This is a genomic window from Roseburia yibonii (genome assembly GCF_014297335.1).
GTDB classification, from domain to species: Bacteria; Bacillota; Clostridia; order Lachnospirales; family Lachnospiraceae; genus Roseburia_D; species Roseburia_D yibonii.
On record NZ_JACOQH010000002.1, the window covers coordinates 52,402 to 73,676 of the forward strand.

The window sequence follows — 21,275 nt, forward strand, 5'->3', positions numbered from 1 at the left end:
GGGAAAATGGAACAGTTGGAGTTAAATCTGGCGGAAGCCACCAGAGAGATAAAGGAAAAGCTGAATACGGTCGCGGAAAACTTTGTTTTTGTAGGATATCGCCTGCGGCAGATCCTGGACACAGGAGTGTTTGCGGATGCGGGATATACCAATATTTACGATTTTGCCGAGCGGGAACTGAGTCTGAACGCAACAGCGGTATCAAGATTTATGGCGATCAATAAAAAATATTCGGTGGACGGATACGGTCCGGAACTGAGGGAGCAGTTTAAAGGCTATGGAAGCAGTAAACTGTCTGAGATGCTCACCATGTCCGAGGAGGACTGCGCGGTGATCGCATCGGACACGCCGGTCAAACAGATCCGGGAGTACAAGAATTTTTTGAAGGAGGAGCCCAAAGAGGATCCGGATCAGATGGACTTCCGGGAAGGATCCGGGGAGCCGGAAAAAGAAGACGGGCTGAAAGCACTGCTGAAAGATTATTTTAGCCAGGAAATGGGGATGCTCCGTCGGATACTGGATGATACGGCGACACCGGAGATCCTGCAGGAGCAGATGAATCCGACCGGAGTACATAACATCCGGTATAAAACAGCCTTTTTGATGCTCCAGGATATGCAGCATGGCGTCATGTATCGAGAATTTGGAGCGCCGCCTTTGAAATTGACGTGGGAGGAACTGCTGGAACGGATCCGCGCCGACCTGCGGCCGGAATATGAAGCCATGGCACAGAGGGAAAAGGAGAGAAAGGCAGAGGAAAAAGCAAAGAAAAATGCGGCACAGACTGTTTCAGAGCCGAAAAAAGAGCCTGTTGCGACGTCGCAAACCAAGGAGCCGCCGGCAGCAGTGGAAAAAGAACAGGGGAATGTGGAGCCGGAACCGCAGATACCGGGGCAGATGGAAGTGGAAGATTATCCGGAAATAATGCCGGAAAAAAGTCCGGAAAGCGGCAAAAGTACCCTTACGCAGGACGAACCAGAAAAAGCCGCGGAGACGGTGGAAAAAGAGCCGGAGATTTTGGAAGAACCAGAGAAAAGTGGAGCACAAGACGAAGAAAATACGGTGAAAAGACTGGATCTTACCATGGCGGCATCCGAGGTATATGGTCTGGTACAGAAAGCTGACTATGAAACAGCGGTGCAAAAATGCGAAGAATTGTTGATTTTACTGAAAAGGAAGGTCGGCGTGGATGAAGAGTAAACGGACAAAGGCAACGTCATTTAGTCCGGAGACGCGGCAGAGGATCATACAGAGGGACGTTGGCTGTATCTTCTGCCGGGGCAACCGGCATATGCGGGATCAGCGCGGATGGGAAGAGACAATCTTTGATATAGCGCACATAGTAAACCGGAGCCAGGGCGGGCTTGGTGTGGAACAGAACGGGGTGCTGGCGTGCCGCTATCATCATGGGCTGTTGGATAACGGAAATAAAGGATACCGGGAAGAAATGCTGGAATTTGCGGAGGATTACCTTAAAAGAATCTATCCGGACTGGAACCGGGATGCGCTGGTATACAAAAAATGGCAGTTTGGGTGAGGAGATGAAAAAGTGGAGAAGCAGAACAGCAGGGATTATAAGCATACGCTGAAAAGTGACAAACAGAACAGGTACGACGGAATGGAGCGGCTGCCACAGAGTGAACACGCCAAAAGGTGGTTTCGGGAAAAGCCGTTTGCACTGGGGTATGAAGAGGAACGAAAAAAACAGAAGAAAGGGGAAGTGAAGGAACATGAATAGATGCTTTTGCGACAGATGCGGGAAGGAGATCAAGGAAAAGAGCGCCGGGTACATAGCAACAAACCGCAGGGATCGGAAGAATGGAGATCTGCAGCTCCAGAATAAATTTGAGGAAAAAGATTTTTGCGTGACCTGTATGAACGAAATTGAAAAATTTATTAAGACGAATCCGGAAGCAATGAAAGTGAAGAACGAGCCGGAAGAAAAGCCAGAAACAAAGGAAAAGAAGAAAGTGGACATTGGGAAGATCATGGCGTTAAAGAATGCCGGATGGACCAATAAGAGTATCGCGGAGGAAATGGGAATGACGCAGAACGCGGTGGCGGTGCAGATCTGCACCTACAGAAAGAGGCAGGCCGCGGAGAAAGGAGCACAGGATGAATAAAAAAGAAATTGCAGAGATCAAAAAACAGTTTATACCGGACAACTTATCGATCCGGGAGATATGCACGGCATATATCGATTATAACAAAAATGTCATATGCAGCAGTGTAAGCCAGTTCCTCACACTGCCGGAGAAAGAGCAGTTTAAATATATGCACATCTTCGAGAAAACATTGTCCGGAAGACTGGGGAAAAACCTCGTACAGGTGCCGGTTGTTGAAAATGGATGCAAGATGTGGCTGGACAGGATCCGGAAAGAGATGATCTGGGATGATATGGTTGCCAGAATCATCGAAACATACGGCTTTGCAGAAAATTATATGATCGTGCTGATCCGTGGTGTTTATGACATCCCGGGAAAATCAACTGCCGGTGATGATATGTTTGACGCATCAGACGAAGTATATGATTACATCATGTGCAGCCTGTGTCCGGTCAACACGGGCGCAGCAGTCCTTACATACGACAGAGAACAGAATAAGATCAAGAGCCGGGAGCGTGAGTTTTGGGTGGATGAGCCGGTGGACGGATTCCTCTGGCCGGCATTCAGTGATCGATCAACAGACTTGGATAACATGCTGATCTACAAGAAAAGCCCGGAAGCGAAGCAAATATATTTAATCGAGAGTCTTACGGGGCAGGCAGAGTTGACAACGCCAAAGGAAGAAAGAGCAGAATTTGAGAAGATGCTGGAAAATGTGTTTGAAGAAACGCCGGATTACCAGACGATGAGGACCATTTTCCAGAACCTGTATGAGGTACAGATCGAGACCGCAGACAATCCGGAACTGGTCAAGGTAGGAAAAGAAGAGATAAAGCACGCCCTCACTCTGGCGGAGATATCAGATCAGGATATGCAGAATTTTGAGACATATTACCCGAAAGACCGAGTTTTTGTTTTAAATAACATCCTGGATGCCAAGTTTAAACTGAAAACGGATGCAGTGGAAATTAAAGTACAGCCGGAATGTATGGACAACATCGAGACAAAGGTGATAGACGGGCAGCAGTGGATCATGATTCCGGCGGCGGCAGCAGTGGAAGTGAATGGAATCTGCGTAGACACGATCGAGCACATCAAAAAATAGAAAGCGGTTGAAACACCGGCCAGGAGGCAAAAGAAACCTGTTCATGTTGGTTGGTATCACGAAAAGTCATGACTGCCCGGTGCCGTAGCACCGGGAGGAAGGGGGCAATAAGAGAATGGATATTATGTTATTAAGCAATAATCAGAGAAAAATGCATGGTTTACCACTGTGGAGAAAGAAAGATAAGAGAAAACGTAATTTTACCAGATGTGAAGCGATTGAAACAATAAGTGCATTTTTAGATTATTGTAATAGATAAAAGCTAAACTGAGATTTAGGAGGATAAGAACATGAAAAATTTGGTTGAAGCATTGAAAAGATTTGATAGCCTGGGAACTGTAATTGCGGAGCTGGAAGTATACGACAGGGAAAGCGAAGGAGAAGCCACTGTTGAAGATCTGGCGGAATATCTGAACGATGAAGCGGATTATGCGATGTAAATTAAAATTTAAAGGAGGAAAAACGAAATGATACATGCAATTTGTGATTTTTGTGGCAAGGACTGCGATAGGACAGCGACATTATTATCAATGACACCTTTTCAGAATTTCGCCAGATATCATACGGATAATGAACCATATGGAAGCAAGGAGAAAACGAGGAGTTTTGTTATTTGCTATGACTGTTGTAAAAAGCACAATCTTCCAAATCCGTATGAGACCTACTCTGGTATTACAAAACAGAATTGTCACTATGACAAATGCATTGATAACTATAAGGATACAGACCATATTGATGACAAGAAATATGATAAAAGATTTGACTAACTAAATTAAAATTTAGGGAGGTAAAAGACAATGAAAAAAGCGATTGTAAGAAATTTCACACATGGGTTGTTGAATGATGGGAGGAGATTTCAAATAACAGGATTTAAAAAATTATGTATTTGTGAAGATGGGAGTATTCATAGTGGAGTAGTTGAAGTAAATATTGATGGCAAAGTTGAAGATTATCCTATATCTGCATTGGCTGAAAACATCAATTATATGTCTCTTCCATCAGATATACTTTGTTAAACTGATATTTAGCGGAGGAGAGTGTAAGAATGAAAAGCGTTTTGAAATATCCAGGAGCAAAGAATCGCCTTGCACCGTGGATATGCGAATACATACCGAAACATGATGTCTATTTAGAGCCGTTCGGCGGCAGTCTGGCGGTGCTTTTTAATAAGCAACGAAGTCATATCGAGACAGTGAACGACCTCGATGGAGAAATCGTAAATTTCTTTCGGATATTGAGAGATCGAAGTGATGAGTTGGAACGAATGATAGAGTTTACACCATTTTCCCGGTCAGAGTACAGGGCAGCTTACGAACCATCTAATGATGATCTGGAGAACGCAAGACGATTTGCCGTTAAGTGTTGGATGGGATTTGGTTGCGGAAATTTATACCAAAATGGGTTTAAATCCGGTCAGCAGACTAATTCCCCAAATCCAGCCAGAGCGTGGAGTGAGCTTTCTGAAACGTTGAAATTGGCAACTGAGAGATTGAAGGGTGTTCAGATTGAAAATCTACCGGCTGTAGAATTGATAGAAAGATATAATACGGAAGATGTTTTTATATATGCGGACCCTCCGTATTTGCATGGAACGAGAAAAAATTACCTTTATAAGTATGAGATGACTGATGCGGATCATGAAGAATTATTAAAGATTTTGCTTAAACATCCAGGAAAAGTTTTACTATCAGGATATGAAAATAATTTGTATAACGATATGTTGAGAGGATGGAACAAGGTACAGAAAGCTACAAGGGCAGAAGGTGGACGCGCCAGAATAGAAACGTTATGGATGAATTATGAAATGGAAGACGGGCAGATTTCGTTGAGTATTTAAACTGAACTTTAGTGGAGGAGGCAGAGATATGGCAAAAATACCAAAAAAAACAATAGAGGAACTTGAAGATATTTTAAACAGAGGGTGTGATTATGCTGACACACAGGCAGTTGTAACAGAATATGCAAACGAATCATTGAAAAAATTGGGATGTGGATTATGCCAAGCAGATGATGCAACTGTTGTGGATTGGGAGGATGACACGATTTGTACAGTTGCGGATTTTGCAAATGCTTTTTGGGATAAAGCGGTAGAAGGAATACTGAATGTGTTAAGAACACAGGAATAAGTTATGTAAATTAAAAGATATATAAAAGATAAAAATGTTGTGCTGGGAAGGAGGTAACCGATGAAAATCATCAAAAGGAAAGCAGAATTCACAGGGTACACAGTGCTTGGCGGCAGCGCGCAAGAGGAATGGAGATGTCCGAACATAAAGTGCGGAATACATGTTGAGAAAGGCTGGACATGCTGCCCGGTATGCGGTCAAAAGGTGAAATTCAAGGAAAGACCGGAGGGAGAAGCGGATAGGATGATAAAAATCGATGCAGCAGTGAAAAAGCAAATTGTAGATAAGGGTTGAGAAAAAATGAAGGAGGATATTGGTGATGACGGATAAGGAGAGAAACGATATTATTGATAAAATGGATAAGACGGCGATGCGACCAAATAGACCGATGGATTTTAAAGAAATGAAAGCTTATGTAGAAGGATATGAAGATGCTCGAAATACAATGCTTGATGCGGTAAATGATTGCTATGCTAACGAAAAAACAGACTGACCGAGAATATTACGAGATAGCATTGATACCGAAACCATGCTGCTAAAGAAAGGAGAGATCGGATGACGGAAGAGGATTACAAAAAAACGTTGAAAGAGTACCTGGGAAGGTATGCAGACGCCCGCGCGAGAAAGAACCAACTGGAAAAAAGGCTTTGGAGTATACAGGAGGAGATGGATACGCCAATCGGAGGATGCGGCTACAAACCTACGCCGCACAGTAGGACAAATACAATATCAGACAAGTCGGCGAGCTTTATGTTGCGCATGGCAGAGATAGAGGAGAGAATCCTGGACGAAAAGAACCTGGAAGCTAAGTACATGCTGGAAGCCATGGAAATTATGGATTATCTTGGGAAGGAAACGCTGGAACGCAGAATCTTAGAATGTAAATACATAGATGTAGAGCGAATGGAACAAATTGCAAGCAGAGAGCATATGTCGCGGAAAAGCTGCTATCAGTACCTTAATAGCGGTATACAAAAACTGATACAATTTAAGAAAGTGAGGACGGTCATCGAAAAAGAATATGCTATGCAACAGAACAAGGAGGAGTCGGCGTGATGGACATTGAATGGATAGAGCGCTTAGGACAAGTGATGTGCCAAAGCGGAATATATGCGGATGAGATAGGACCAAACGGATATAGAAATAGACTTAAAAGGATACTGGGCTGCGCAGAGGATGAGGCAGAGAAAATAGAACGTATGGCAGCAGTGCGAGGAGTAAAAAGAGAAACGTTGGAACAAATTATAAAAATGGGATACACAACAGAGGAAATAAAAAATCTGCTGGAAGGAGAGGATGCAGCAGTGACAGCGGAGTTTATGGTGAAGTATAAAAAAGATTTAAAAAAATGAAAGTGGTTACACAAGGTGACAGTCAGGTGTGCTATTATGGTAGCATGAAGAAAGAAGGACGAGGCAAAGTGAAACCTCGTCCTTTGTTTTTGTCAAGCAGGGGGAGGTTTCAAGGTACTTCCGGGACCCACCCCCTATGCGGGGCTGGCGAGGCGCACGAAGTCACTTGAAAAATTAAAAAAAAAGTAGTGACTTCCTTCCGCTTTTGGAGACGAGAAACAGGTGGTGAGAATACGATGGACGCGACGCAAAAACAACTTGCAGAGATTCTGAACATTTCAACTCGCCAAGTCCGCGAATTAACAAACGTTCACGGGCTTTTTGAGCGCGAGGTTATTGATGGAAAAAAACAGAAAAAGTACAGGCTCGAAAAATGCGTTCCGGAGTATATTGCCTTTAAAGCAAAAGGGGAAGCCAGAGGGGGTGCAACTTACAACAAAGAGAGAGAGCAGGCGGAGCATGAGCAGATCAAGAAAAAAATATCAATTCTGAAACTGAGAAGGCTAAGAAGAGAACTGCATGAGGCAGGAGATGTTGAGGAATATTTGACAAACATGCTGATGAGCTTTAAAAGCCGGCTGCTGTCAATACCGCAGAAGGTAGCGCCACTAATTGTGGGTGAGGACGACATTAACAGAATATCAGAGGTACTCGAAAAGGAAATATTTGAAACACTGGAAGAACTGTCGGAGTATGATCCGGAAAAAATAGACAAAAACAGCATAGGAATCTTTGAAGACGAAGAGGATGAAGAAGATGCCGACATCTGAAAAAATACGGTCGCGGCAGCGCACGAGAAAGCTTTTCATCAAAACCTTGCGAAACGTGCTGAAAATACCGGAAAAGCTAAAGGTTAGTGAGTGGGCGGAAAAATACAGGATCTTGGACAGCTCCAGTAATTTTAAAGGTCGTTGGTCAAATGAGATAACACCGTATCTGATAGGTATCATGGATGCAATCAACGATCCATATATTCAGGAGATCAATTTTTGCAAGCCGACGCAGGTCGGTGGGACAGAAGCCATGCTAAACATGCTGGGCTGGATCATATCTGAGGATCCAGCACCGGCAATGATCGTATATCCGACAGATGACCTTGCAAAAGATACGTCAAGGGACAGATTGAGACCGTCGCTGCTCAAAACGGAAGAAATAAAAAACAAATATTTAGAGAGGGCATCTAACGAACTCAACCTAAAGTTTCGCGGAATGACCATTTACCTGCGCAGTGCCGGATCGCCGTCAAAACTTGCATCAAAAGCAATAAAATACCTGTTTTTTGACGAGATAGACAAAATCGGTGGGGCGAGCAAAAAAGAAGCCTCACCTTACAATCTGGCAAAAGAAAGAACTCGAACATTTACATACTCGAAGAAGATATATACATGCTCAACGCCGACGCTAAAGACCAATTACGTTTGGCAGTTACATGAAAAAGCAGACGTACAGCGTATCTATAAAGTACCGTGCCCACATTGCGGAGAAATGATCGATCTGAAATGGAAACAGATACATTTTCCATCAGGGGAAGATTTCACAGCAGATGAGCGGGCAAAGAAAGCGGTATATGTATGCCAAGAATGTGGCTGCGAAATAACGGATAAGCAGAAGATCAAGATCCTACGAAAAGGAGAGTGGCAGGATGAACATAAGAAATGTGTAGGAAAGCCACAGTCGGTGTCGTTTTGGATAAATGCACTGTACAGCAGGTTTTTGACGTGGGGCGATATAGTAAAAGAGTTCCTGCAGTGCAAGGATGATCCGGAAAAGTTGCAGAACTTTGTCAATTCTTGGCTCGCGGAACCATGGGAAGACACCAAACTGAAAACAACAGAAGACACCGTGAAGGAACGCCAGACGGATCTGGAAGAATTTGTCGTACCAGATTATGCGAAATTGCTGACAGGCGGAGTGGATGTGCAGGAAAACTGTATGTACTGGACGATTCGGGCATTTGGAGATTTCCTGACGAGTCAGAATATAGCACATGGTCAGGCGTTGTCGTGGCGCGAAATTGAAGATGTCATGAATGCCGTGTATAAAAAAGCGGATGGAACGCAGATGATAGTGGAACTGGCACTTGTCGATTCTGGAAACGACACAGACAATGTGTATGATTTTTGTGTGAATAATTCGGACTGGGCGGTACCAGTGAAAGGGTCATCACATGAAATGGCAACATATTACCGAATCAGCAAAATTGACAAAGAGGGATCCAAAGCGTATGGAATGCAGCTTGTGATCGTAGACACAGACAAGTATAAGGACATGATCGCAGGGCGCATGAGGCGCCAGAATGGACGCGGTGCATGGATGGTATACAAGGGATGCGATTTAGAATACGCACAGCAGGTGACTGCGGAGCATAAAGTGAGCGTGCGAAAAAATGGAAAAATGACGCAAAAATGGGAAGTAAAGAGGTCTCATGCGGAGAATCACTATCTGGACGCAGAAGTATATGCCATGGCGGCTGGGGATATCCGAGGCATCCGCTATATGCATCTGCAACAGGAGGAGTCGAAACAGGAAAAACAGACAGAAAGCCCGGAGGAAAATTGGATCAATGCGAATGAGAGGTGGTTGTAAATGGCAGATTTTGAAAATTTAAGCCCAAACGACATGTTGAAAGAAGTGAATAAGGCAATGACTACAGTGCTGGTGGGTGGACAGTCGTATAAAATCGGCAGTAGATCGCTTACAAGAGCAGATCTCGGTATGCTGCGCGAGCTGCGGAATGAATTGCAGGCGCAGGTGAATGACAAAAACGGCAGTTTGCTGGATAACACTTATGTGGCTATATTTGGAGGTAGATAAATGAGTTGGCTTGACAATCTGATTGGGTTTGTGTCGCCCAAAGCCGCATATATGCGGGAGGCATGGCGGATTAGCCTGGATGAGGTACGGAATTATGATGCCGGAGACCAGGGACGGCTCAACGCGAACTGGCGAGCCGTGAATCAGTCGGGGGAGATGATAGATCGGAGCGAACGTGACATTATCCGTGCACGCGCGAGAGATCTGGAACGCAACTCGGATATGATGAATGCAGTAGTAGGAGCGTTTGAACGGAACGTAGTAGGCGGCGGGTACACACTGCAGGCTAGGACACCGGATGAAAAAACAAATAACCAATTAGAAAAATACTGGAAACAGTGGATAAAGAAGCAGAATTGTGATGTTACAAATCAGCAGAGCTTTAATCAGATGCTCCGGATGTGTGTCCAGCGCAAAAAGGTGGATGGTGGGGTGCTGATACATAAGACTTATACGAGTGGTGGCGTGGTGCCATTTAAGTTACAACTACTAGAAGTGGATGAACTTGAATCGGCGCAGATGACGCCACGAAAACAGGGAAATAAGGTGGTTGGTGGAATTGAGTACAATGGGTATAATCGACCGGAGGGGTACTGGATTAGACAGTATTCCGTAGATGGATTTTCGATCGAAGATCCGATTTACATCCCGGCAAAAGACATGATCTTTTATTTTACTAAAAAAAGACCGTCGCAGGTCAGGGAGATATCAGACATGACAACGACGATGACCAGAATCCGGGACACAAATGAGTTTATAACTGCGGTATCCGTAAAGCAGAGGATCATGGCATGTCTGTCGGTGTTTATCAAAAAAATAGCACCAGGCGGCGGGATAGGGCGTGGACTTAACAGCACCGGCGATCAGTACAACTATAACGGAAAAATGCTTGTACCTGGAATGATTAAAGAACTGAATCCGGGAGAGGAAGTGGAGACAGTCAATCCGGGCGGACAGTCAGATGATGCAACGAATCATATAAAAACAATGCAGCATCTGATTGGAGCGGGTCAGGGACTGTCGTATGAGGCAACAAGCCGGGATATGTCACAGACCAATTACTCATCCGCACGTCAAAGTATGATCGAGGATGACATGACTTATGCAAAAGATAAAGAACTTTTGCAGGAAGTTATGGACGAAATATATGAGACATTTGTCATTTCCGGAGTGCTTTCCGGATTGTTTGAGATAAAAGACTTTTGGCAGAACAAAGAAGAATATCTGGCGCATGAATGGTTCCAGCAGCCAAAGCGTTGGATCGATCCTTTGAAGGAGAGCTCGGCAAACAAGACGGCGCTCCAGACGGGGCAGAAGACATTCCAGCAGATCTCGGCGGAAAACGGAAAAGACTGGCGGGAGCAGATCGAGGAGATGGCAAATGTGATCCAATATGGAAAAGAAAAAGGAGTAGAGATGGGAGGTGTGATCTATGGGCAGCAGTACAACGGACAGATCAATGATCCGTGAGTATAATGCAGGCATCCGGGCGTTGGGAGGCGAAGGAAACGAAAGAAAATTCGAATTGAGCTTTTCAAGCGAGGAGCCGTATACGCGGTACTGGGGAGTCGAAATCCTCGATCATGGGGAAGGATGCATGGACTTAACCAGACTGCGGGAAATCGGATGTGTACTTTTTAACCACAACAGGGATGCGGTAATCGCAAAAGTAAACCGTGTCTGGACGGAAAACAACAGAGGAAAAGCGGAAATCGAATTTGATACCGATGAGGACGCGGAAAAAATTTACCAGAAAGTTAAAAGCGGAACATTAAAAGGTGTATCCGTAGGATATGTGGTAGATGCCTGGGAAGAGGTGTTAAATAACAAGGAGTCGGCGGACGGACGGTTCAAGGGACCGTGCCGGATAGCACGAAAATGGACGCCATACGAGATCTCAATCGTATCAGTCCCGGCGGATGCCACGGTTGGCGTCGGCAGACAGATGGAAAAGCCATCCGGACTGTTGGGGCTATATGAAAAACAGTTGCAGATCAACAAAAAGAGAGCAGGAGGAAAAAGATGAATTTAGAAGCAATGCTGGCGCGTCAGCAGGAACTTGTGGACGTGGCCAAAAAAGCGGGAAGAGATTTGAACGAGGAAGAAAAGAGAGAATTTGATAAACTGACCACCGCAATCAGGAATTATGAGAAAAGCGAAGAGCCAACGTCAGGGGAAGAACGGCAGAAAGGTATCCAGGAAGAACGGCAGAGAGTGGCAGACATCAGCCAGTTATGCCGGGATTTTGGAACAGAAGCGGAAGAGTATATCAAAGATGGTAGTACCGTGGATGCGGTAAGAGCAGCAATCCTGGACAAGTTGAGAAAAGAAAACGGACCGATCGATCAGAGAGGAAGAGCTGATGTAACGGTGGATGAGCAGGACAAGTTTGTCAGAGCTGCGGCGGATGCAATGGTTATGAGAGGCGGAGTAGAAATCGAAAAGCCGGAGGAAGGCGCAAGAAGCCTTATGGGTATGGGACTTCGTGATCTGGCGATTGAGTGCCTTGAAAGATCCGGAGATGGACAGAATATGTCAAGAAGATCAGCAGATGATGTTTACCAGACATTGATTTCACAGAGGGCGTACTTTAATCCGACAAATGCTTTTCCGGCGATTATGGATGCTGCGATCAACAAAGCGTATGTGGAGGGACACAGGACAGTAGCAGTTACGTTTGACAAGTGGACTAAAAAAGGAACCCTGAAAGACTTTAAAACACATGACAACAATTATCTGGCAGGACCGGCAGGAAAATTTATGGAAGTTAAGGAAGGCGGAGAGTTAGTACATGATACTCCGAAGGATGCGAAACGCCCGGCAAGAAAACTGAAAACGTATGGGCGCCAGTTTACGATGTCACGTCAGGCGTTTATCAATGATGATATTGATTTCCTTTCGAAAGTCCCGGCAAAATATGCAGCCAGCGCGAGAAAGACGCAGAATACGCAGTGCTATGAGATCATGGTGGGGAATCCGGCTATTTACGATGGAAAAAAGCTGTTTGATAAAGACATACACAAAAACGTACTTGCAAAAGGAACCGGAATCACAAAAGAAGCGGTACAGACCATGTTTATGGCACTGCAGATGCAGAAAGATGAGTTTGGAGAGGCAATTATTGTCAGACCAGCATACATCGTTGTGCCCATTGGATATGGATTTGAGATGTATGAGCTTTTCTGGTCGCCGGTGGTAAATACATCCGGAAACACACAGGCAGTCAACCCACTGTATCGCTACAAGGAATCGATTGAAGTCATTGAGGATCCTACGCTGAATGCGCTTGGAGGAGATGGAGCAATTCCGTGGTTTTTGATTGGCGACAAGTCGGATACAGACTTTGTCGAGGTCGATTACTTAAATGGAAATGAGATCCCACAGATCCGCAGAATGGAAACACCGGGGCAGCTTGGATTCGTATGGGACGTATATCTTGACTGGGGTATTACAGTGATGGACTGGAGAGGTGCAGTGATGAATCCTGGAATCAAGATCAAAGCACCGTTGGAATAGGAGGCGAAGGTAAATGACGAAAGCAGAGTTTTGGCAGCGTGGCGAAGCGCTTGATTACGAAAACAGCACAACAAGTGTAATCCCGGAAAACACAGTGATTGCGATCTCGACCAGAATCGGGATTGCGGGAACCAGCATTGCACCGGGAGACAAAGGAAGCCTGATCGTGGAGGGAGTCTTCGAGATCCCGAAGAAAGCGGAAGATGAAGCTGCAATGGGAGCCCTTGTGTATTTTGACGGAGAGCAGATCACAACGACCGCAGCCGGAAACACACCGGCTGGCTATGCGGCGTCTGCGGCAAAAGCCGGCGAAACAGAAATCCTCGTAAAACTGTTGGGGTAAAGTGTATGGCGATAGCGATTAAAGAAATTTTATATAACAACAAGCAGTATTATCCGGGAGATGAGCTCCCGGATGATGGACCGGTGAAAGAGTGGATAAACGCGGGATCCGCAGTGGAAAACGTGGAACCGGTTAAAAGAACACGGGCAAAAAGAGCTTCTGCAACGGCGGGACTTCCGGGGATTGCCATTCCGCCGTCAGGAGAGGACCTGGTGGGAAAGGTGCCGAAGCATGACGTTTAAAGAGCTGGTCCAACAGGATACAAAAGAAATATTTTTGAATTTTGACGAGTTTGGGGAAACCCATCTGGTCGATGGGGAAGAAAAAGTGATTATCATCGACACAAATGAACTGGTAGAACGTGAAAAAAGAAGAGATATAAGTATGGCGGGCGTTTTTAAAAAGCGCCTGCTTTTTTACATCCAGGCGGAGGATCTTGGCGGAATGCCAAAGATTGGAGGTGTGATGCTGCTTGACAGGAAAAGCTATGTTGTCACAGATGCAATCAATGAGGATGGCATCTATTCGATATCACTGGAGGCGGCGAAGGCATGATTGAGGTTAGAATCCCGGAGGAAAAGATCAATGAAATTGATAAAAAACTCCAGGAAGTACAGGAAAAAACACCGAATGAATTAAAAAAGGTTGTAAATGCAAGCGCCAAAGAAGCCAGAAAAGAGCTGGCCAAAGAAGTCCAAAAGCGCTATGCGAGTAAAAAGTATAACGCAAAGGGCATCAGAGAGCAGATCTCAATAGAAAATGCAACAGTTGGAAAAGTAGAGGCAACGCTGAAAGCAAAAGGCGAGGCTACGGAACTGGGGGACTTTAAAGTGTCAAACATGACACCGGGAACCAGAAAGATGGTCAGAGCCAAGGTGCTGAGAAGCGGCGGTATGGAGAGGCTGTATGATGCATTTGTGGTGAGGTTTAAAAGCGGACATGTAGCTGTGGTGGAAAGAGCGCACGGAAAGTATATGCGAGCGGCAAAAAAGAAAAATAAACACTGGGAAAAGCTGGAAAAGAAGTTATCCCCATCCGTGCCGCAGATGATCGGGCAGGCATATGACAAAGGAGATGTGGATCTGCAGCAGACGCTTTACAAAAAATTGGAAGAACATATTGGAGCAGTTTTGGGAGGAACTAAATGACACCGATCGAGTTAGTAAAAGAACTTGCAGAGGAGCTGAGAAAAGTCACAGGGGAGCTGTATTTTGAAGATGAAAATACAAAACCTGTAAAAATGAATGTGTTTGAGTTTTCTCTACCGTACCAGAAGTATGACGATGAGGAAGAGCCGTTTCCATACATCGTGGTGACGTTGGATTCAGGATCCGCATCACAGGAGATGGCGGAGAACGTTGCGGATGTGACACTGTACATTGGAATCCGGAAGGCGGATAAAATGAACGATGGGAAAAGACATGTGCTGGGCGTGATGCAGCGGATCACAGAACGGTTTGAAAAAAACAATATGCTCAAATGCTTTAGGCAGATTGGAAAGATCAGCTGGGCTTTGGATAGCGAGGATGCCTATCCGTATTATTTTGGAGGTATGAGCATGAGATTCCAGATTTTTAAAATTGAGAGAGAGGAGAGCATTTACGCATGAGCGAGGCAAAAGGGAAAGAACAGGCAGTGAAAACGGCAGAACAGGTAGTAAAGCCTGCTGACCGGTCAAATGTAAAAACGGGATCGGTCGTTTACATGGGACCGTCAATTAAAAATGTAATGCAGGAGGGAACGGTGTTTACCAACGGGTATCCAGAAAAAGTAAAGGCGTATCTGGAGGCACACCCGATCGCAAAGGAACTGATCGTTGCGACGTCGCAAATGGCAGCAGTGAAAAAAGAACTGAGAGATGTTAATTCGGCGCGCTCGATTTTTTATGAAAAAATGAAAGGAGAACTGTAATGTACAAGCATGGTATTAAGATCAATGAAAATCCGACAGAGACCGTGAAGCCCAAGGAAGGAACATCGGGGATCGCAGTGGTGATCGGAACATCACCGATCAATCTGTTAGATGATCCGAAAAAGGCGGTCAACAAACCGATTGCGGTGAGAAGCTACGAAGAGGCTGTAAAGAAGATGGGGTACTCGGAAGACTATGAAAAATACACGATCTCGCAGAGTATATACGCGAGCTTTAAGCAGTTTAGCGTGGCACCGATCGTGTTAATCAATGTACTGGATCCGGCGCGCCACAAAGAAGCGGTCACGGAGCAGGAGGTCAAGGTCGAAAACAGACAGGCTACGTTAAAGAAAAGCGGGATGCTGATGAAAGCCCTCGTGGTAAAAAAAGAGGACGCAGAGTTAAAGAGTGGAACGGATTACATTGCCACATTCGATGAGGATGGATATGTTGTGATTTCGCTGTTGGAATCAGGATCTGCAGGCGCGGCAACTACGCTTAAAGTATCTGGAGACAGGATCGCTCCGGAAAAGGTGACTGCGCAGGACATCATTGGCGGATATGATGCAGTTACGGGAAAAGAGACTGGTATGGCGTGCATCCGTCAGGTGTTCCCAAGCACAGGGCTTGTGCCGGGGCTGTTGATCGCGCCGGGATGGTCAAAAGACGCAAATGTAGGTGCAGCGTTGATCTCCAAATGTAAAGAGGTTAATGGTTTATTCCGCGCTTTCGCGGTGATTGACATTAGCACCGCGAAGGCGACGAAGTATGAGGATGTCGCCAAGGAGAAAGAAGCGTGTGGATTTGACAGCGAAGATGCCGCGGTGCTGTGGCCAATGATCGCAGTAGGAGACCGCAAATTCGCTTACAGCGCGTTATATGCTGCAAAATTAGCCGCAAATGATATGGCCAATGATGATGTGGTTGCGATCTCGGCATCCAATCAGGATATTGGGGCCACAGCGGCGGTACTGGAAGACGGTACGGAAGTGACACTGGATGAGATGCAGGCGAATGAGCTGAATGCGATCGGTGTCGTGACGGTAAATAATTTCGCCGGAAAAATCTATACCTGGGGCAATAATACATCCGCGTATCCGCGCGTAACAGATGTCAAAGACCGCCGGATTGGATGCCGGAGATTCTTTTCATGGTGGGGAAATCGTTTCATTCTGGACTACCATGAGTATATTGACAGTCCGGCAACGATCAAAAAGATTGAGGCTCTGGTGGACACGGAAAATATCAAAGGGAATAGCCTTGCGGCGCAGGGGAAATGTGCGGGAGCAAGCATCTCATTTGATGCATCGCAGGTTGACACAGAAGATCTCATTGAAGGGAACATTGAGTTCACACAGAAACTGGCTCCATATACACCAATGGAGTATATCACTAATACGCTTGAGTTTGACACAAGCATGCTCGAAGCGGAATTTGAAGGAGGAAACTAAGATATGGATTATCCGTCAGTTATTAACCAGTTTAATGTATACAACGCAGGCAACAGGTTGATTGGATTAACAGGAGAAGTATCACTCCCGGAGATCAACTCGAAAACGACGACAGTCAATGGAGCCGGAATCCTTGGAGATATCGAAGAACCGGTAATCGGCCAGATGGAGAGTATGAAGATCACGATTCCATTTCTGACGATCACAAAGGGGTACTTTGAGTTGTGCGATCAGCTCAATGCGGTAAGTCTTACCCTGCGCGGGGGAATCCAGACCATGGACACAGAAACGGCGGCTGCAAAGATGCAGCAGATGCGTGTTGTAGTAAGAGGTAAAATGGCATCCTTTACGCCGGGAAAAGTAAAGGGAGCAGAGCAGATGGGAAGCTCCGTAACGCTGGAACTGTTGTATTTTATGGTAGAGCTGGAAGGCGAAAAGATGGTCGAGGTAGATAAACTCAACAGCATTTTTGCTGTAAACGGAAAAGATATGCTGGCACCGATCAGAAATATGTGCTAAGGAGGATAACATGAGCGAAGAAAAGAAAGAGACCAAAATCGAAGAAAAAGAAGCTGCAGTAGTGGAACAGAAGGAGACAGACATGATGCTGTCAAGAGCCTATAAGTTTGAGGGACAGACTTATGAGAAACTGGATCTCAGCGGTATGGAGGATCTGACTGCACAGGATATGATCGATGCATCCAGATACATGAGGAGGATCGGGTTTAGCAATATGGACGAGGAGATGGATCTGCCGTATGCACTTTTTATGGCGTCAAAGGTAACAGGCTTACCGATTGAGTTTTTCGATGCATTAAAACCGTATGACGCGATCCGGATCCGCGGACGGATGCTGCGTTTTTTCTACAATCCGGCTTAACACCCGGTGACGCGGACATTGTAAAAAAAACAATAATAACACTATCGATCCGCTTACGGACAGGAATTGACTATTTGTCAGGCCTGTCCGTTTTTGATCTGGCGGATCTGATTAGGGAGGTATCGGAGCTTGGGAAAAAACGGCGGTAAAGAGTATGAGATTGCGATAAAGATCGCCGGAGAGATGGAGAAATCGTTTGGTAATGCCATGGGTATGACCAGGCGTGAACTGCGGAAGATCACGAGAGACGCGATCTCATCAAACCAGTCAATCAGACAGCAGATGTCAAGTGCGTTTGATACCGTAAACGGCGGAATGGAACGTATCAGCAGTGTCGCGAAAGAGGCACTGGAACTGACTGCGAAGATTTCCGCCGCCGGGCTCACTGCCGCATCTGCGGCTGGAGCATATGCGGTGAAAGTAGGATCGTCCTACGAGGCACAGATGTCTACGGTACAGGCAATATCTATGGCATCGGCAGAGGACATGAAGATCTTAGGCGATAAAGCGAAAGAGATGGGAGCTACCACCGTGTTTTCGGCTTCACAGGCGGGAGAAGCCATGGAATACATGGCAATGGCAGGCTGGAAGACGCAGGATATGGTCAATGGTATCGGCGGAATTATGAACCTTGCGGCGGCATCGGGCGAAGATTTGGGCGCGGTATCGGATATCGTCACAGACGCGCTTACCGCATTCGGGCTTTCGGCGGCAGACTCAGGTCACTTTGCGGACGTCCTTGCAGCGGCATCCAGTAATGCAAACACCAATGTCTCTATGATGGGAGAGACGTTTAAATATGTAGCGCCAGTAGCCGGAGCGATGAAATACAGCGTAGAAGACACAGCAGAAGTCATTGGCTTAATGGCAAACTCAGGTATCAAGGCGAGCCAGGCGGGTACATCACTGCGTGCGATATTGTCGCGAATGGTAAGACCGACAGATGATGTGGCTGCGGCGATGAAACGTGTAGGTGTTGAGCTCACGATCGATGGCAAAATGAAATCCTTGAATGAGGTGGTATCCGATCTGAGAAACGGATTTGCCGGATTATCGGATGAAGAAAAGACACAGGTTGCGTCGGCACTTGCCGGCCAGGAGGCAATGTCTGGACTGCTCGCGGTAGTAAATGCGAGTGATGCGGATGTAAATAAACTTGCAGAGTCAATCAACAACTGTACCGGTGCTGCAGAAAAAATGGCACAGATCCGGATCGATAATCTGAAAGGCGATGCCACACTTTTCGCAAGTGCTGCAGAAGGACTGGGGATATCAGCGTTTGACGATATGAATCCACTGTTGAGAAGCGGGACACAGCTTGCAACGAGTTATGTAAACAACGCAAGGGAGTATCTGGAAAGCACAGGAATATTAAGTGACACATTTGATAATCTAAACCAGAAGCTCCCGACCTTTGTCCGCGAGGCAAAAGAAGCGGGAAGAGAAATAAAAGAAATATCAGAGCCGCTGATTACGACAGGAGAATGGCTTGCAGATCATCCGGATATCGTGAAATCGACTCTGGTGGGGATTGGAACTACACTGGTATCGTTTAAGATCGCTTCGAAAATCAAAGAAGTTACAGGCGCGATCCAAGCAATGAATTTTGCAATGAAAGCGAATCCCTGGACACTTGCTATCTCTGCGATTGGTGTCGGGATCGGAGCTTTTTCCGCGATCAGGACCGAAATAAAAGAAACCAGAAAAGAATTGAAAAATGCGAATCTCAGCGAACATTTTGGCGACATCACGTTGTCAATGGAAGAGCTGGAGGATGTGTCGCAAAGGATTGTTCGAACGGACACGTTCGGACAATTCAGCCAGTCGCTGGAAGAGCTGGGAAAAGCAGATACATTGTCACAATCTATCGAGGACACGATAGCAGCGCTGAACAAGACAGAATGGGAGGTCAGCATAGGATTAAAGCTGTCCGACGATGAAAAGTCCGAGTATCAGCAGAACATTGCATCTTATATACAGCAGACACAGGATTTGCTGTTGCAAAAACAGTATGCGGTCAGCATGAACCTTGAGCTATTTACGGATGACAGCACAATTGGAGCCGGAATCCGTGAAAAGACGAATGAGTTTTACAGCAGCAACTATTCGACGTTACAGGATTTGGGAACAAAACTGCAGGATGCGGTGAACAGCGCATTTGAAGATGGCTTCCTGGACATCGACGAAGTAAAAGAAATCCAGGAATTACAGGCGCAAATTGCGGAGATGCAGTCTATGCTTGCAGACAGCAAATCCAAAGCGGCGTATGATGCACTGGACGTAGAGTTTGGCGGAGTAGAACTTGATGCAGACACATTCCAGAATTTGCAGGAAAAAATTGCTGAAATAGCCGAAAACGATGCTAAAACATACAACGAAGCATATAGCACGGCAATGTCCGAGTACCATACGGAGTTAGACAGCGGCTGGATCACAGAAGATGAATTTACGGTTCGAAAAGCACAGGCAGATGCGAAATATCTCCAGGAGCTTGCACAGTCAACAGATAATGCGATGAGCTATGAGGTTCAGGCAATTACTAAGCAGTACAGTGATGAGCTGGATAAAGCGTTACCAGAGCTGCAGGACAAGACAGCATTCGCAATTCAGGACATTATCGATTCGCCAAATACAGTGAGCTGGGATGGATTTTTCCGGGATCTGACTGAAGGTAACGGACTGGATCAGGCAACGAAGGATGCGCTTGCGGATTTATATAAATATCTGGAGCCGAATGTCGAGCAAATGGAAAGCCTGCGAAGCCAGTACATCGAAGCGGGAATGGAATTTCCACAAGCACTGAGTGAAGGGCTTACCAATGCAGAAATGCTTGGAATGCTTGCGGGAGATGCAGATGCTATGTATATGTATCTGTCCGATGCAATCATGGACAGCCCTGATAAATTCAACATCTATCAGGCAATGGTAGATGCAGGTATATTTATCCCCGATCCACTCAGAGATGCGATCGAAGCCGCAAAAACAGAAGCAAAAACAGCTTTGAACGGGCTTTTACAGTCAATGAAACAGAATGCGATGGAACTGTTTGGGGCGGGAATAGATATCAATGTTCCGGTCCGCACCAGTTATGATTTACAGGCGGGCGCGCCACTCAGTAATGCAGCGATCAGTAACTTGCAGTCGCAGAGTCTGGATTGGGTAGGAGCATCATCGAGAAGCAGTTCTGGCAGAAGTAAAAGCACAAGCAAGACCACGACAAAGACCACAACCAAAACAAGCACTAAAAGTTCCGGAAGCAAAAACACATCCGGAAAAATGAGGAGCGGACTGCAAAGAAATGCGGTAGGAGGAATTTTTGACACGCCACAGGTTGGCTGGTACGCAGAAGCGGGTAGTAGCGAGGCGCTTATCCCATTGGATGGATCAAAGCGTGCGGTATCCCTGTGGGAGCAGGCAGGCTTGCTGCTTGGAGTGCCGAGCGGAGCGGAATCGAAAGAGGACAAGACTTTCCGGCCAACAGTATCCGAATCGGGAAGCTCGGAAAAAGAAGCAGATGCGCAGACAGTGCAGATCATCTTTTCACCGGTTTATCATTTTGAGGGAGATACCTCAAAACCGGAAGTCCAGGATGCGGTGAAAATGTCATTTGATGATTTTAAAAAGATGATGGGACAGTACATCCGGGAAAATAAAAGGCTTACATTTTAGGAG

General features: G+C 45.9%; 30 protein-coding genes. All 30 read left to right on the forward strand.

The genetic code is table 11. From position 1 onward, the window contains the following. Positions 1 to 6: 6 nt before the first annotated feature. The 30 genes from H8Z76_RS02905 (at position 7) to H8Z76_RS03050 (ending at position 21,272) form a co-directional block, all read left to right on the forward strand. Positions 7 to 1,200 (forward strand): hypothetical protein, encoded by a 1,194-nt coding sequence (locus H8Z76_RS02905; protein ID WP_186981615.1) that lies wholly within the window; start codon positions 7 to 9, stop codon positions 1,198 to 1,200. Then, a complete protein-coding gene (locus H8Z76_RS02910; protein WP_186981616.1) occupies positions 1,190 to 1,537 on the forward strand; it encodes an HNH endonuclease in 348 nt (115 codons plus the stop codon). Before H8Z76_RS02905 ends, H8Z76_RS02910 begins: the two co-directional genes overlap by 11 nt. 12 nt (positions 1,538 to 1,549) lie before the next feature. Continuing rightward, positions 1,550 to 1,738 carry a hypothetical protein gene (locus tag H8Z76_RS02915; protein ID WP_186981617.1) on the forward strand — a complete coding sequence of 63 codons (189 nt, stop codon included), beginning with the start codon at positions 1,550 to 1,552 and terminating at the stop codon, positions 1,736 to 1,738. After that, positions 1,731 to 2,123: a hypothetical protein gene (locus tag H8Z76_RS02920; protein ID WP_186981618.1), complete on the forward strand. Its 393-nt coding sequence runs from the start codon at positions 1,731 to 1,733 to the stop codon at positions 2,121 to 2,123. The genes H8Z76_RS02915 and H8Z76_RS02920 overlap by 8 nt, the downstream gene beginning before the upstream one ends. After that, positions 2,116 to 3,210, forward strand: coding sequence for a DUF4317 family protein (locus tag H8Z76_RS02925; protein ID WP_186981619.1), 1,095 nt, complete (start codon positions 2,116 to 2,118; stop codon positions 3,208 to 3,210). The genes H8Z76_RS02920 and H8Z76_RS02925 overlap by 8 nt, the downstream gene beginning before the upstream one ends. A 290-nt stretch (positions 3,211 to 3,500) precedes the next feature. Continuing rightward, positions 3,501 to 3,650 carry a hypothetical protein gene (locus H8Z76_RS02930; RefSeq protein WP_186981620.1) on the forward strand — a complete coding sequence of 50 codons (150 nt, stop codon included), beginning with the start codon at positions 3,501 to 3,503 and terminating at the stop codon, positions 3,648 to 3,650. Between the two features lie 27 nt (positions 3,651 to 3,677). After that, positions 3,678 to 3,977 (forward strand): hypothetical protein, encoded by a 300-nt coding sequence (locus tag H8Z76_RS02935; RefSeq protein WP_186981621.1) that lies wholly within the window; start codon positions 3,678 to 3,680, stop codon positions 3,975 to 3,977. 30 nt (positions 3,978 to 4,007) lie between these two features. Beyond that, positions 4,008 to 4,226 carry a hypothetical protein gene (locus tag H8Z76_RS02940; protein ID WP_186981622.1) on the forward strand — a complete coding sequence of 73 codons (219 nt, stop codon included), beginning with the start codon at positions 4,008 to 4,010 and terminating at the stop codon, positions 4,224 to 4,226. A gap of 29 nt (positions 4,227 to 4,255) precedes the next feature. Continuing rightward, positions 4,256 to 5,047 carry a DNA adenine methylase gene (locus H8Z76_RS02945; RefSeq protein ID WP_186981623.1) on the forward strand — a complete coding sequence of 264 codons (792 nt, stop codon included), beginning with the start codon at positions 4,256 to 4,258 and terminating at the stop codon, positions 5,045 to 5,047. A gap of 28 nt (positions 5,048 to 5,075) precedes the next feature. After that, on the forward strand, positions 5,076 to 5,336 hold the full coding sequence (locus H8Z76_RS02950; RefSeq protein ID WP_186981624.1) for a hypothetical protein: 261 nt from the start codon (positions 5,076 to 5,078) through the stop codon (positions 5,334 to 5,336). Positions 5,337 to 5,396: 60 nt separating this feature from the next. Next, positions 5,397 to 5,630, forward strand: a complete 234-nt coding sequence (locus H8Z76_RS02955) for a hypothetical protein (protein ID WP_186981625.1) — start codon at positions 5,397 to 5,399, stop codon at positions 5,628 to 5,630. A 25-nt stretch (positions 5,631 to 5,655) separates the two neighbouring features. Next, complete coding sequence (locus H8Z76_RS02960) at positions 5,656 to 5,829, forward strand: hypothetical protein (protein WP_186981626.1); 174 nt, start codon at positions 5,656 to 5,658, stop codon at positions 5,827 to 5,829. A 62-nt stretch (positions 5,830 to 5,891) separates the two neighbouring features. Continuing rightward, complete coding sequence (locus H8Z76_RS02965; RefSeq protein ID WP_186981627.1) at positions 5,892 to 6,392, forward strand: hypothetical protein; 501 nt, start codon at positions 5,892 to 5,894, stop codon at positions 6,390 to 6,392. After that, complete coding sequence (locus H8Z76_RS02970) at positions 6,392 to 6,688, forward strand: hypothetical protein (RefSeq protein WP_186981628.1); 297 nt, start codon at positions 6,392 to 6,394, stop codon at positions 6,686 to 6,688. Before H8Z76_RS02965 ends, H8Z76_RS02970 begins: the two co-directional genes overlap by 1 nt. A gap of 236 nt (positions 6,689 to 6,924) precedes the next feature. Continuing rightward, positions 6,925 to 7,458 carry a DNA-packaging protein gene (locus tag H8Z76_RS02975; RefSeq protein WP_186981629.1) on the forward strand — a complete coding sequence of 178 codons (534 nt, stop codon included), beginning with the start codon at positions 6,925 to 6,927 and terminating at the stop codon, positions 7,456 to 7,458. After that, a complete protein-coding gene (locus H8Z76_RS02980; RefSeq protein WP_186981630.1) occupies positions 7,445 to 9,274 on the forward strand; it encodes a terminase gpA endonuclease subunit in 1,830 nt (609 codons plus the stop codon). The genes H8Z76_RS02975 and H8Z76_RS02980 overlap by 14 nt, the downstream gene beginning before the upstream one ends. Beyond that, positions 9,275 to 9,502: a peptidylprolyl isomerase gene (locus tag H8Z76_RS02985; protein WP_186981631.1), complete on the forward strand. Its 228-nt coding sequence runs from the start codon at positions 9,275 to 9,277 to the stop codon at positions 9,500 to 9,502. Continuing rightward, positions 9,503 to 10,972: a phage portal protein gene (locus tag H8Z76_RS02990; protein ID WP_186981632.1), complete on the forward strand. Its 1,470-nt coding sequence runs from the start codon at positions 9,503 to 9,505 to the stop codon at positions 10,970 to 10,972. After that, positions 10,935 to 11,528, forward strand: coding sequence for an HK97 family phage prohead protease (locus H8Z76_RS02995; protein WP_186981633.1), 594 nt, complete (start codon positions 10,935 to 10,937; stop codon positions 11,526 to 11,528). Before H8Z76_RS02990 ends, H8Z76_RS02995 begins: the two co-directional genes overlap by 38 nt. Beyond that, positions 11,525 to 13,018 carry a phage major capsid protein gene (locus H8Z76_RS03000; protein WP_186981634.1) on the forward strand — a complete coding sequence of 498 codons (1,494 nt, stop codon included), beginning with the start codon at positions 11,525 to 11,527 and terminating at the stop codon, positions 13,016 to 13,018. The genes H8Z76_RS02995 and H8Z76_RS03000 overlap by 4 nt, the downstream gene beginning before the upstream one ends. Positions 13,019 to 13,031: 13 nt before the next feature. Further along, positions 13,032 to 13,361, forward strand: a complete 330-nt coding sequence (locus H8Z76_RS03005; protein ID WP_186981635.1) for a DUF2190 family protein — start codon at positions 13,032 to 13,034, stop codon at positions 13,359 to 13,361. A gap of 5 nt (positions 13,362 to 13,366) precedes the next feature. Next, the gene (locus tag H8Z76_RS03010; protein ID WP_186981636.1) at positions 13,367 to 13,603 is read left to right on the forward strand and encodes a hypothetical protein; all 237 of its coding nucleotides are present in this window, start codon (positions 13,367 to 13,369) and stop codon (positions 13,601 to 13,603) included. After that, positions 13,593 to 13,916 carry a hypothetical protein gene (locus H8Z76_RS03015; protein WP_186981637.1) on the forward strand — a complete coding sequence of 108 codons (324 nt, stop codon included), beginning with the start codon at positions 13,593 to 13,595 and terminating at the stop codon, positions 13,914 to 13,916. The genes H8Z76_RS03010 and H8Z76_RS03015 overlap by 11 nt, the downstream gene beginning before the upstream one ends. Beyond that, positions 13,913 to 14,509 carry a phage tail protein gene (locus H8Z76_RS03020; protein ID WP_186981638.1) on the forward strand — a complete coding sequence of 199 codons (597 nt, stop codon included), beginning with the start codon at positions 13,913 to 13,915 and terminating at the stop codon, positions 14,507 to 14,509. The genes H8Z76_RS03015 and H8Z76_RS03020 overlap by 4 nt, the downstream gene beginning before the upstream one ends. Beyond that, positions 14,506 to 14,970: a hypothetical protein gene (locus tag H8Z76_RS03025; RefSeq protein ID WP_186981639.1), complete on the forward strand. Its 465-nt coding sequence runs from the start codon at positions 14,506 to 14,508 to the stop codon at positions 14,968 to 14,970. The genes H8Z76_RS03020 and H8Z76_RS03025 overlap by 4 nt, the downstream gene beginning before the upstream one ends. Further along, positions 14,967 to 15,272, forward strand: coding sequence for a hypothetical protein (locus tag H8Z76_RS03030; RefSeq protein WP_186981640.1), 306 nt, complete (start codon positions 14,967 to 14,969; stop codon positions 15,270 to 15,272). The genes H8Z76_RS03025 and H8Z76_RS03030 overlap by 4 nt, the downstream gene beginning before the upstream one ends. Beyond that, positions 15,272 to 16,723, forward strand: a complete 1,452-nt coding sequence (locus H8Z76_RS03035; RefSeq protein WP_186981641.1) for a phage tail sheath family protein — start codon at positions 15,272 to 15,274, stop codon at positions 16,721 to 16,723. The genes H8Z76_RS03030 and H8Z76_RS03035 overlap by 1 nt, the downstream gene beginning before the upstream one ends. 3 nt (positions 16,724 to 16,726) lie before the next feature. Further along, positions 16,727 to 17,242 (forward strand): phage major tail tube protein, encoded by a 516-nt coding sequence (locus H8Z76_RS03040; RefSeq protein WP_186981642.1) that lies wholly within the window; start codon positions 16,727 to 16,729, stop codon positions 17,240 to 17,242. A gap of 10 nt (positions 17,243 to 17,252) precedes the next feature. Beyond that, positions 17,253 to 17,603, forward strand: coding sequence for a phage tail assembly protein (locus tag H8Z76_RS03045; RefSeq protein WP_186981643.1), 351 nt, complete (start codon positions 17,253 to 17,255; stop codon positions 17,601 to 17,603). 129 nt (positions 17,604 to 17,732) lie between these two features. Further along, positions 17,733 to 21,272, forward strand: a complete 3,540-nt coding sequence (locus tag H8Z76_RS03050) for a phage tail tape measure protein (protein ID WP_243240409.1) — start codon at positions 17,733 to 17,735, stop codon at positions 21,270 to 21,272. The last annotated feature ends 3 nt before the right edge of the window (positions 21,273 to 21,275 follow it).